This window comes from Ciceribacter lividus (assembly GCF_003337715.1).
GTDB classification, from domain to species: Bacteria; Pseudomonadota; Alphaproteobacteria; order Rhizobiales; family Rhizobiaceae; genus Allorhizobium; species Allorhizobium lividum.
This window is the reverse complement of the sequence record NZ_QPIX01000017.1, coordinates 51238-63272: the sequence shown is the minus strand read 5'-3', so window position 1 is coordinate 63272 and position 12035 is coordinate 51238. Positions and strand designations below refer to the sequence as shown.

Here is a 12035-nt window from a genome sequence, read left to right as displayed (position 1 = left end):
GGCCCGCGCTCCCGCATCCCGATCCTTTTCTGGAGTGAAACACCGATGACGATGACGACAACGGATCCCGGTCCTCCGCAGCGCTCGCTTTGGTCGCGGCTCGGCAACAATCGGGATGTGCTCGGCTTTCTCTTCATGCTGCCGGCCGCGGTCTTCCTGCTTTGTTTCCTCACCTATCCGCTGGGGCTCGGCGTGTGGCTCGGCTTCACCGATACGAGGATCGGCAGGGAAGGCATCTTCATCGGCCTCGAAAACTACGAGTTTCTCTGGGACGACAGCGTCTTCTGGCTTTCGGTCTTCAATACCGTTCTCTATACGACGGTCGCCTCGGTGCTGAAGTTCGCGCTCGGCCTCTGGCTGGCCCTGCTCCTCAACGAGCATCTGCCGTTCAAGTCGTTCTTCCGCGCGATCATGCTGCTTCCCTGGGTGGTCCCGACGGTGCTGTCGGCGCTGGCGTTCTGGTGGATCTACGATTCCCAGTTCTCGATCATCTCCTGGTCGCTCATCAAGCTCGGTCTTATCGACCAGCCGATCAACTTCCTCGGCGATCCCACCAATGCGCGGATCTCCGTCATCGCCGCCAATGTCTGGCGCGGCATCCCCTTCGTCGCGATTTCACTGCTCGCGGGCCTGCAGACGATTCCGGCCTCCCTGCAGGAAGCCGCCTCGCTCGACGGCGCCACCAGCTGGCAGCGTTTCCGCTACGTCACGCTGCCGATGCTGACGCCGATCATTGCCGTCGTCATGACGTTCTCGGTTCTTTTCACCTTCACCGACTTCCAGCTGATCTATGTGCTGACCAAGGGCGGACCGGTCAATGCCACGCATCTGATGGCGACGCTCTCCTTTCAGCGTGCAATCCCCGGCGGGCAACTGGGCGAGGGGGCGGCGATCGCCGTCGCCATGATCCCCTTCCTGCTCGCCGCCATCATGTTTTCCTTCTTCGGGCTGCAGCGCCGCAAGTGGCAGCAGGGTGGAGGTGACTGACAATGGAGCCGACCATGAACACCAAGAGCTCTGTTCCCGAGGCCGTTCTGACCGACGACAGCCAGGGCATGTCCTATCTCAGCAGCCTGCCGCGGCGGGTGATGACGATCTACCTGCCACTCGCCGTCTTCGTCTTCGTGCTGCTCTTTCCTTTCTACTGGATGGCGATCACGGCGGTGAAGCCGAATTCCCAACTGACGGACTACAACAATTACAGCCCCTTCTGGGTGGTCGGCGCGACGCTCGACCACATCAAGTACCTGCTCTTCGAGACGTCCTATCCCGGATGGCTGTGGAACACGATGCTGGTGGCGGTCGCCTCGACGGCGCTCTCGCTCTTTGCGGCGGTGCTCGGTGCCTATGCGATCGAGCGCATCCGCTTCACCGGCTCTCGCTCCGTCGGCCTGATGATCTTCCTCGCCTATCTCGTGCCGCCGTCGATCCTGTTCATCCCGCTCGCCTTCATCGTCTTCAAGATCGGCATCTACGACACGCGCATGGCGCTGATCTTTACCTATCCGACCTTCCTCATTCCCTTCTGCACCTGGCTGCTGATGGGCTATTTCCGCTCGATTCCCTTCGAGCTGGAGGAGAGCGCGCTGGTCGACGGGGCGAGCCGTTTGCAGATCCTCACCAGGATCATTCTGCCGCTCGCAGTGCCGGGACTGATTTCGGCCGGCATCTTCGCCTTCACGCTGTCGTGGAACGAGTTCATCTACGCGCTCACCTTCATCCAGTCGTCGGAGAACAAGACCGTTCCAGTCGGCGTGCTGACGGAGCTCGTGCGCGGCGACATCTTCGAATGGGGATCGCTGATGGCAGGCGCGCTCTTCGGCTCGCTGCCGGTGGTCATCCTCTACTCGTTCTTCGTCGACTACTACGTTTCGTCGATGACCGGTGCGGTGAAGGAATGACGCAGGAACGAAGGTCCGGCCTGACGAAGCGCAGGCCGGACCTCGCAAGAATGTCGGTGGCAGTGTGCCGCGTCAGTTCTTGACCGTGTCCTCGAGGAAGAAGCGGCCGAGCGGGTTCTGGTCGAAGTGCTCGATCGTCTTGCGCGAGACGTTGATGTAGGGGCTGTAGTAGATATCGATCCAGTGGACGTCGTCCTTGGCCATCTTCTGGATGTCGACATACATCTGTTCGCGCTTGGCTGGATCCATCTCGAGCCGGGCGGCGGCGACCAGATCCTTCACCTTTTCGTTCTTGTAGCGCGTCATGTAGTTCATGTTGGTGTCGTGGCCGAGAACGAAGGTCGTCTTCTGGTCGGGATCGAGGATGTCGTTGGTCCAGTACATGACGGAAAGGTCGTAGTCGCCGGCGACCAGCATGTCCCAGGTCTGGCTCGGGTCCATCTTCTGCAGATTGACGGTGATCCCGGCCTCGAGCAGCTGCTGCTGCAGGAGAACGGCAATCTGTTCGTCGACTTCGTTGCCGGCATTGACGAGATAGGTGAGCGTCAGGCCGCCGACACCGGCCGAAGCGAGCAGTTCCTTCGCCTTTTCTGGATCATGCGGCCGCTGAAGGTTGTCCGCATAGTGATAGAGGGCACCCTCCGGGATGTAGGAGTTGGCGACCTTGCCGTAACCGAAGGTGACGGCGTCGACGACCGCCTTCTTGTCGATCGCGTAATCGAGGGCTTCACGGACTTCCTTTTTCCCGAGGTCGCCGTGCTCGTGGTTGATGAGGAGATGATCCTCGCGCGTCGAGGTGTCGAGGTGGACAGTGAGGTTCGGATCCTTCTGCAGCTCCGCCACCCGCGAGAAGGGCACGAAGATCGCAGCATCGAGCTGCCCGGCCTGGACGTTGAGCATGCGCGTGTTGTCGTCGGGCACCGAGATCCATTCCACGCCGTCGAGCGATACCCGGTCGGCCTGCCAGAAATACGGGTTCTTCTCGAGGATCACGCGGTCGCCGCGACGCCATTCCTTCACGATGAAGGCGCCCGACGACGCGGTTGGAAGCTCGCCGAAGGCCTCTTCGCCCGCTTCGACAGCCTTTTTCGAGAGGACCGAGACATTCGGCAGTGCCAGCGAGGACAGGAAGGGTGCCGACGGCGTCTTGAGCTTCACGACCAGGGTGTGCTCGTCTGCGGCCTCCGCCGTCTCGACGACCTTGTAGGAATCGCTCCAGAGCGAGCCTTCGTTGTCGCGGATGCGCAGAAGCGAGAAGGCGGCGTCCTCCGCGGTCACCGGCGAACCGTCCGAGAACTTCGCGTCGCGGATCTTGAATGTGTAGGTCAGGCCGTCATCGGAAATCGTCCAGCTCTCGGCCAGACCCGGCTCCAGCTTCGTTCCGGTCTTGTCGACCCGGATCAGGACGTCGAAAACGTTGGAAAACACCCAGTTGTCGACGTTCTGGGCGCTCTTGATAGGGTCGAAGGTGGTCGAATCCTCGCGTCGGCCGATGGTCAGCACGCCGGCGGCCTCCGCCAGGCTCACACCTGCCGAAATCGACGTCATGACGGCGACGAGGCCGACTTTCATCCAGTGTTTCGTTCTCATTCCGTGTTCCCCTTGTTGGTTGTTCATGCGGCTGGGTTTGTGATCGAGGCGCCGGGCGAAGACGGCGCCAGAAGCGTCTTGTCCGGATTGATGTCGGGAACCGCGCCGATCAGCGCGGCGGTATAGGGTTTTGCGGGGTGGGCGAAGACGTCGGCAGAGCGGCCTTCCTCGACGATTTCGCCGTGATACATGACGACGACCCTCTCACAGAGATTGCGCACGATCGCGAGGTCGTGGGCGATGAAGAGCAGCGTCAGCTTCATCCTGTCCTTGAGTTCCGCGAAGAGATCGACGATCTGCTTCTGGATGGTGACGTCGAGGGCGGCCACGCATTCGTCGGCGATGACGAGACGCGGGTTGACGGCGAGAGCCCGCGCGATCCCCACGCGCTGGCACTGGCCGCCGCTCATGCTGCGCGGCTTGCGGTTCGCAAACGCCGGGCCGAGGTGCACGAGGTCGAGCAACTCGTCGATGCGTCGCGGAATGTCCGCCGGAGCCGTGCCGTGCACCTTCAGGACCTCGCCCAGCGTCTGGGCGACGGTCAGCCGGGGATTGAGTGAGTTGAACGGGTCCTGGAAAACCATCGCCGTTTCGCGGCGCAGTCTTGCGATCGTCGGGCGGGGCTGCAGGGCGAGGTCCATTCCGTCGAAGGTGATGTGGCCGGATGAGATCGGAGCGAGCCCGAGGATCGCCCGCGCCAGCGTGCTCTTGCCGCTGCCCGACTCGCCGACGATGCCGATGCTCTCGCCCGGCATCACCTGGAGGCTGACGCCCTTCACGGCGCTGACGGTCCTCGCCCCTGCACGAAGGAAGGCACCGCCCGTCACGAAGCGTACGTGCAGGTCGTCGATTTCCAGGATCGGACGCGGCTTGACCGGCGAGGGTGCTTCGGTCTTCGCGACGGCGACGTGCTCCTCGACCGGCAGCGAGGGGTGGCTTGCGATCAGTTCCTGCGTGTAGGCGTGCACCGGCCTCGACAGGATCGTCCGCTTCGGCCCCACCTCGAGCAGGCGGCCGTTCCGCATCACGGCGATACGGTCGCACGTCTGGGCGACGATGCCGAGGTCATGGGTAATCAGAATGACGGAAAGGCCGAAGCGGTCGCGCAGGTCGAGAAGCAGCTGCAGGATCTGCGCCTGGATGGTGACGTCGAGTGCAGTGGTCGGCTCGTCGGCGATCAAGATCTTCGGCCGGCAGGAAAGGGCAGCGGCGATCATCGCGCGTTGGCGCATGCCGCCGGAGAATTCGTGCGGGTAGTTGTCGTACTGGCGCACGGGATCCGGAAAGCCGACCTGTGTCAGCAACTCGATTGCCGCCGCACGCGCCTGTGCGGCGTCGAGCCGCTGATGAAAGCGAATGCCTTCGGCAATCTGGTGTCCGATCTTCATGACCGGGTCGAGGTGACTGGTCGGGTTCTGGAAGATCATCCCGATCTCACGGCCCCGAACCTGCAGCAGTTCGGTGACAGTGAGCTTCGTCAGGTCCCGGCCTTCGTAGATCACCGATCCACCGTCGATCGAGAGTCTGGTGGAGGGCAGCAGCCCCATGACGGCACGGCAGAGCAGGCTCTTGCCGGAGCCGCTTTCTCCGACGAGGCCGAGAATTTCGCCCCTGCCGAGATCAAGGGAGACCTTGTCGATGAGGGGTGTCGTGCCGGCTTCGCCGTGAAATCCGACGGCCAGATCGCGGATGGAAAGGAGAGGCCCGGTCATTCGTGCACTCCAAGGAGGTCGCCCAGGGCATCGCCAAGCAGGCTGAAGGCGAAGGCGAGCGTTACGATGGAGAAGCCGGGGAAGAGCGTGATCCACCAGGCGGTCGTGACGAAGGGCTGACCTTCGGCGACCATGATGCCCCATTCGGCGGTCGGCGGCTGGACGCCGAGGCCGAGATAGCTGATGGCCGCACCGCTCAGGAGGACGAGGACCGCGTCCGACATGACGAAGACCAGCGAGCCGGCGAGCGCATTCGGCAGAAGGTGACGGAACATGATGCGGAGCCGGCCGAAACCGAGGCTTACGGCCGCCATCGCATAGTCGCTGTGCTTCAGCACGAGGATCTGCGCCCGCACCAGCCGAGCGTAGGAAACCCAGCCGACGATCGCCATGGCGATGTAGAAGCTTCCGAGACCCGGCCCGAGAACGGCGATGATCGACAGCATCAGCACCAGGAAGGGGAACGCAAGGATGATGTCGACCACACGCATGAAGATGCCGTCGACAAGGCCGCCTGCGAAGCCGGCGACGGTTCCGAGAAGCGTTCCGATGACGAATGGAAAGGCGACACCCAGGAAGGCGATCTGCAGGTCGATGCGCGTTCCCCAGACGATCCGCGAGAGGATATCCCGTCCGAAATTGTCGGTGCCGAGGGGATGGGCGAGCGACGGCGGCTGCAGGCGCTCGCCGGCAGCCTGAAGAATGGGATCGTAGGGCGCAATGAGCGGGGCGAGCAGCGCAATGAGCAGGAACGATCCGAGAAGCGCCAGGCCGATCGTCAGCGACGGATGGCGGCGAACCAGGACGAACGGCGCGCGGGCGGGGAGGTTGTCTGAATGCGCGCTGCTCACAGTTTCACCCTCGGATCGGCGGCGACGGTCGCAATGTCCGCCAGGAAGTTGACGAGAACCGTCGCGCAGGCGAACACCATGGCGACGCCCTGCACGACCATGTAGTCTCGCGAGAAGATGGCCCGCACGAGCAGCTGCCCCATGCCGGGAAGGGCAAAGACGCTCTCGACCACGACGGTTCCGCCGATCAGCCAGCCGGTGTTGACGGCAAGCAGATTGATCGTCGGGACGAGGGCGTTCGGCAGGACGTGTCTCCAGAAGACCACGTTCTCCGGCATGCCCCGGGCGCGGGCAGCGGTCGCGACGTCGGACTTCAGCCCTTCCACCATCGCGGCCCTGAGACTTCGGGCGACGACGGCCGAGAGCGAGAGAGCCACGGTGAGGCTCGGCAGGGCAAGGTGGGCGAGCTTTTCGCCGAAGCCTTGCCCGTAGCCCGACACCGGCAGGAGATCGAGCTTCACGCTGAAGAGGATCATGAGCATCAGTCCCAGCCAGAAGGGAGGAAAGCCGATGCCCATCGTCGAGACCAGCCGGACCGCATGGTCGGGCAGCCGGCCCCGGCGTCTGGCGGCAATCGCGGCCATGGGGACCGCGATCACGACCGACAGGACGACGCTGGTGACGACCAGCATCAGGGTCGGTTCGATCCGCGTGACGATCAGTTTCAGCACGTCGATCTTGTAGAGGATCGACTTGCCCATCTCCCCCTGAGCCAGGTTCCGCAGGAAGTAGAAATACTGCAGCCAGATCGGCTCATCGAGGCCGTATTGCGCGCGGATCTTCGCGATCGCCGCCGGTGTGGCCTTGGTGCCGAGGATCACCCGCGCGGGATCACCCGGGATCATCCGGACCAGAACGAAGGTGATTAGACTGATCCCGAACAGGACGGGCAGGAACTGGAGGGGACGGTAGAGAACAAATCTGTAGCGATGCATGGTCGGCCGATCGTCCTCTAGGCTGCGCTGTCTGCGTGAACGGGCATCAGTTTATCCTGTGGCGCGCCAGGAAGCCCGTCAGCGCGGGGTAATAGTCTGCTGGGTTTTCGTAGAAGGGCATGTGACTGGCGTTGCGCAAGACGTGGATCTCCGCATTCCGCAGCGCGCCCTTCATCCGCATTGCGCAGGCCGGTGTCAGTTCGTCGTGTTCGCCGACCGTGATGAGGACCGGCACGTCGATCTTCGGCAGATCGGGTATCCTGTTCCAGTCTTTCAGATTGCCGGTGTAGAGAAACTCGTTCGGCCCCTGCATGGTGGTGTAAGGTCCCATGTTCCAGTCGGAGAGCGAGCGGCGGACGGGTGCGGGCCACTCGGGCAGCCGGCAGACGTGTCGATAGTTGAGGAGGGTGATCGCCGCCATATATTCCGGGTGGTCGGTCGTGCCCTGCGCCTCGTGCTTCTGCATCATCGCGACCGTCTCCGAACCGAGCGCACTTCGAAGCCTTTCCAGTTCCAGCGCCAGATGCGGCATGTCGGCGACGGTATCCTCGAGGATCAACGTCCTGATGTTCTGCGGGTGGGTCAGCGCGTAGTCGATCGCAAGCCAGCCGCCCCAGGAATGGCCGAGCAGATGCACCGCGCCGAGCCCCATGACGCGTCGGACCGTTTCCGTTTCTTCTACATAGCGCCCGATGGTCCAGAGGGCCGGGTCGGTCGGCCGGTCGGAGGCGCCGGTGCCGAGCTGGTCGAAGGCGACGACACGGTAGCCATGATCGACGAGGCAGGAATGAGCCTCGCGGAGGTAATCGCAGGCGAGCCCCGGTCCACCGTTCAGGCAGAAGACCGTTTCATCGCCCCGCCCGAAGCTGTAGGCAACGACCCGGAAGCCGTCGACCTCGATTTCGACACGGTCGTCCGGGGCGATCTCACGCCACATTCACACTTCCTCCGTCGGGATTTGCCTTGACCAAAAAATATGCATGGCTAATTTTTAGCGTATTGTCCCGTCCGCACCAGCTATAAGAAGTGATAGGGGGTGCCGACGTCTTGCCGGAGGGTGTCATGCTCGAGGAAATCAACACGATCGGCCGACGTTTCGACGCCCGGGACACTCTGGACGGACGCATAGACGAGGCGTTCGTCACGATGCAGCGTCTCGGTTTCGACGCGCTGATCTACGACTACACGCCGGGCGCCCTCGACATCGGCGGGCAGATGATGCTGCCGTCGCTGCTGAAGCTGCGCAATGTCTGCGACGAGATGCATGACTGCTGGTACGGACAGCAGTATTTCCGCATTGATCCGGTTCAGCGGCTGGCCATGCAGACCTCTGTCCCCTTCTTCTGGAACTACGATCCCGACGCCGAAACGAAGATAAGGCGCTTCCTGACGGAAGAGACCAAGCCGGTGAGCGACTTCCTGCACGACCATGGCATGACGGCGGGCGTGACCGTTCCCATTCACATGCCGCGAGGCGATTACGCGACGGTGACGGGGATACGCCACGGCGCAAGACGGGATTTCGAACGAGACGCCATGCGTGCCATCGCGGATTTCAGCCTGCTGGCGCAGGTCTTTCACGAGGCTGCCTACACACTTTTCGATCGCGACGTGCTGAATGCGTCCCGCATCCGGCTCACCGAGCGGGAACGCGAATGCCTGCGTTACTCCTCGTACGGTCTTTCCGCGAAGGAGATATCGAGGATCATCGACCGCTCCGTCCCGACGGTCGTCATGCACCTGAACGCAGCGGCGAAGAAGCTCGGCGCGAAGAACCGGACCCAGGCCGTCGTGCGCGCCGCGCAGTACCGGCTGCTCGACGGCGACGTGCCCTATAAGTTGTGATAGGTGCACCGGCCCCGATCCGGCCGATATGGTTGTCTCCTTGAATCTGACCCAAGGAGATCTTCATGCCTGACATCGCATCGCGCGAGGGCTTTTCGCCTTTCCGGGAGTATCGCACCTGGTATCGCGTCACGGGAACCCTGTCGTCCGGCAGGTTGCCTTTGGTCGTTGCGCATGGCGGACCCGGCTGCACCCACGACTACGTCGATTCCTTCAAGGGGATCACCGAGATCGACGGGCGCGTCGTGATACACTACGACCAGCTCGGCAACGGCAATTCCACGCGCCTGCCAGAGAAGGGCGAGGATTTCTGGACCGTGCCTCTCTTTCTGGAGGAGCTCGACTGCCTGCTGAAGCATCTCGGCATCCAGGATCGCTATGCCTTTCTCGGCCAGTCCTGGGGCGGCATGCTCGGCGCAGAGCATGCCGTACGCCGGCCTGGGGGATTGAAGGCACTCGTCATCGCGAACTCGCCCGCCAACATGAAGACCTGGGTGGCGGAGGCGAACCGGCTCAGGGAGGAGCTGCCGGCCGAGGTGCAGGCGACGCTGCTGCGCCATGAGCAGGCCGGAACCATCACCGATCCGGAATATGTAGCAGCCTCGCGGGTGTTCTATGACCGTCACGTCTGCCGCGTTGTTCCCTGGCCGGAGGAGGTGGCGCGCACCTTCGCGATCATGGACGAGGACAATACCGTCTATCGCAACATGAACGGCCCGACCGAGTTCCATGTGATCGGAACCATGAAGGACTGGACGATCGAGGACAGGCTGCCGTCGATTGCCGCCCCGACATTGCTGATCTCGGGCCGCTTCGACGAGGCGACACCCGAGGTCGTCCGACCGTATGTCGAACGGGTGCCGGGATGTCGCTGGGCCGTGTTCGAACAATCGAGCCACATGCCCCATGTGGAAGAGAAGGCGCTGTGCCTTGCCGTCGTCTCGGACTTCCTGAAGGAGCACGACTGACGGGCGGAGAGCCGGTCAGCTTCGCCGGCACGATGGTTTGTTCATCAGGCGCGCTTCGCGCGCCGCTTCCTGCCGTCACCTTCGGCGTTGCCGGCAGCAAACTGTAAGGCCGGTGCCGGGCGGCCGATATGGTATCCTTGTATGAGGGCGATGCCGAGGTCCCGTGCCAGCGTAGCCTGATCCTCCGTTTCGACGCCCTCGATCAGGATGCCGGAACCGCGGTTGCGGATGAGCGTCACCATGTCTTCGAGCATCGCCCGCCCCTCGGCGTTATCCGCCGCATGCAGGAAGGAACGGTCGATCTTGACCGTGTGGAAGTCCACGGCGCGAAGCCAGGAGAGGCCCGCATGTCCCGTTCCGAAGTCGTCCAGCCACAGCCTGACGCCGAGGGCCTTGAGTTCGGAGATGCTCGTGGTGACATAGGAATGGAGTTCCATCGCCAGCCCCTCCGTGACCTCGAGGGCGAGGCGATTGCCCGAGACGCCGCTGCGGGCGAGAATTTCGGCGACCGAGGCGGCGAAGCCCGGCGCCCGCAGCTGGACGGGCGAGACGTTGACGCTCACCAGGTCGACCTTGTTCGGCGCAAGCATTTCCTCGCATGCGGTGCGGATCGCCCACAGGCCGAGGTCGTGTATCGCACCCGTCCGCTCCGCGATCGGAATGAAGGAGCTCGGCAGGATCGGCGTGCCGTTCAGCCCGTTGAGCCGCATGAGCGCTTCGGCGGCGACCAGTTCACCGGTCTCGGAATCCCTGATCGGCTGGTAGACGAGCGAGACGAGATTGCGACCGATGGCAATGTTCAGGAGGGCGGAAATGCCTTCGCTCTCGTCGCTGATCAGCGGGTCGTTGGGATCGAAGACCTTGGCGCAGTGACGTCCTCCGGCCTTTGCCCCGTAGAGCGCGCGGTCCGCTTCCCGGACGAGCATTTCGAGCTTCGTTGCGATGGTGGCGCCGGTGAACGTCGCGCCGACGCTCGCGGTGACGACCTCGATGCCGTCCGGTCGCTGATCGTGCTCTATCGCCAGTTCCTCGACCGTGCGGCAGATCGCATTCGAAAGCTCCTCGACACGAGCGATGCTGTTGGAGCGAACGATGGCAATGAACTCCTCGCCGCCATATCGTCCGACAGTGCCGCCGAACGGCTCGACGAGATTGCGGAGGGCGTCCGCCACGAGACGGAGACTACCGTCGCCATTCTGGTGACCGTAGCGGTCGTTGTACAGCTTGAAGAAATCGACGTCGATCAGGAGAACGGCGAAGTCGTCGCCGTAGACCCGCCACATGTTCCAGTGTTTGCGCAATTGCAGGTCGACGGCACGCCGGTTGTCGAGCCCGGTGAGCGGATCGGTGTAGGAGAGCTTCAGCAGCGCCTCGCCGCGATCCGACGCCGACTTGTGCTGGATACGCGCCTCGAGCGCGTTGACGAAGACGTTGTAGCGCTCCTCGTTGAGCTTCCAGTTCACGTAGGACGTGAAGACGAAGCAGGACACGTAGAAGAGCGCAAAGGCAAAGGCGTAGGCGCCTTCGGGCCGGAAGCTTGCGAGCGACAACAGAAAAGCGACGAGAATGGCTCCGGAGGCCGCCAGCGACAGGCTGAAGCGAAAGCTGAAGAAGAGATTCTCTCCCATCATGAAGATCGCGCCGAAGATCATGTAATAGGAGATCGCTTCGGTATGGCTCGTCATGAGCGCCGGAAGCATCCAGCCGATATATCCGAGCACCACCGCGAAGGCGCAGGTGCGGTCGAGCCATTCGGTTGCGACATTCATCAGTCGCTGCACCTCGAAGAGGGCGAGCGCGCTGATCCCGACCGCGATGCGGGCAGCGATCGTATAGTCGGCAACGTCAGGGATCAGAATGATGTCGGGGACGGCAAAGGTGAGATACACGATGACTGCCACCCAGAAACCCTGCCTCACGGCGGTTCTGCGCGCTTCTTCGCCCTCGGTGCGATAGAGTTGCCGCAGTTCGGCCTCCGACGGCAGGCTTGGGGCGTCCTGCCGATCCTCTTCGATAGCACCAGTCCAGGTGTGCCTCATGCCCCTTCTCACAGTCTCCTGCAGCTTGTGCAGATCATGAGCGCGCGGCTGCGCATAGTCTCGTGAAGTGCGGTTTAATCACATTCTAATGCAAGGTGACAGGCTGTATTCCCCAAGTCATCACTACAGAGTAAAACGTATGCGTGAACATTGAGTTAAAATGTGTTCTTGTACCAAAACGGTACACGCCTTCC

Annotated in this window: 10 protein-coding genes; 4 read left to right on the top strand and 6 right to left on the bottom strand. The window is 62.7% G+C overall.

Annotation, left to right across the window (positions count from 1 at the left end; translation table 11 throughout):
• Window positions 1-51 precede the first annotated feature (51 nt).
• Together DFR48_RS21360 and DFR48_RS21355 are read left to right on the top strand one after the other, a co-directional pair.
• On the top strand, window positions 52-987 hold the full coding sequence (locus DFR48_RS21360; RefSeq protein WP_114365262.1) for a carbohydrate ABC transporter permease: 936 nt from the start codon (window positions 52-54) through the stop codon (window positions 985-987).
• A gap of 14 nt (window positions 988-1001) precedes the next feature.
• The gene (locus DFR48_RS21355) at window positions 1002-1901 is read left to right on the top strand and encodes a carbohydrate ABC transporter permease (protein WP_114365261.1); all 900 of its coding nucleotides are present in this window, start codon (window positions 1002-1004) and stop codon (window positions 1899-1901) included.
• A gap of 72 nt (window positions 1902-1973) precedes the next feature.
• Here DFR48_RS21355 and DFR48_RS21350 read toward each other — a convergent pair whose 3' ends face one another.
• Genes DFR48_RS21350 through DFR48_RS21330 form a run of 5 tightly spaced genes read right to left on the bottom strand, consistent with a single transcriptional unit; the run spans window position 1974 to window position 7926 of the window.
• The gene (locus DFR48_RS21350; RefSeq protein WP_114365239.1) at window positions 1974-3473 is read right to left on the bottom strand and encodes an ABC transporter substrate-binding protein; all 1500 of its coding nucleotides are present in this window, start codon (window positions 3471-3473) and stop codon (window positions 1974-1976) included.
• A gap of 41 nt (window positions 3474-3514) precedes the next feature.
• Complete coding sequence (locus tag DFR48_RS21345; protein WP_114365238.1) at window positions 3515-5203, bottom strand: dipeptide ABC transporter ATP-binding protein; 1689 nt, start codon at window positions 5201-5203, stop codon at window positions 3515-3517.
• Complete coding sequence (locus tag DFR48_RS21340) at window positions 5200-6006, bottom strand: ABC transporter permease (protein ID WP_170141959.1); 807 nt, start codon at window positions 6004-6006, stop codon at window positions 5200-5202. The genes DFR48_RS21345 and DFR48_RS21340 overlap by 4 nt, the downstream gene beginning before the upstream one ends.
• 44 nt (window positions 6007-6050) lie before the next feature.
• The gene (locus DFR48_RS21335) at window positions 6051-6989 is read right to left on the bottom strand and encodes an ABC transporter permease (protein WP_114365236.1); all 939 of its coding nucleotides are present in this window, start codon (window positions 6987-6989) and stop codon (window positions 6051-6053) included.
• 46 nt (window positions 6990-7035) lie between these two features.
• Entirely contained in the window at window positions 7036-7926 is an 891-nt protein-coding gene (locus DFR48_RS21330; protein WP_114365235.1) for a proline iminopeptidase-family hydrolase, read from the bottom strand.
• A gap of 125 nt (window positions 7927-8051) precedes the next feature.
• Between DFR48_RS21330 and DFR48_RS21325 the strand changes: the two genes are divergently transcribed.
• Together DFR48_RS21325 and DFR48_RS21320 are read left to right on the top strand one after the other, a co-directional pair.
• Window positions 8052-8834, top strand: a complete 783-nt coding sequence (locus DFR48_RS21325; protein ID WP_114365234.1) for a helix-turn-helix transcriptional regulator — start codon at window positions 8052-8054, stop codon at window positions 8832-8834.
• A 65-nt stretch (window positions 8835-8899) separates the two neighbouring features.
• Complete coding sequence (locus DFR48_RS21320) at window positions 8900-9802, top strand: proline iminopeptidase-family hydrolase (protein WP_114365233.1); 903 nt, start codon at window positions 8900-8902, stop codon at window positions 9800-9802.
• 44 nt (window positions 9803-9846) lie between these two features.
• Here DFR48_RS21320 and DFR48_RS21315 read toward each other — a convergent pair whose 3' ends face one another.
• Window positions 9847-11841, bottom strand: coding sequence for a putative bifunctional diguanylate cyclase/phosphodiesterase (locus DFR48_RS21315; RefSeq protein WP_114365232.1), 1995 nt, complete (start codon window positions 11839-11841; stop codon window positions 9847-9849).
• Window positions 11842-12035 lie beyond the last annotated feature (194 nt).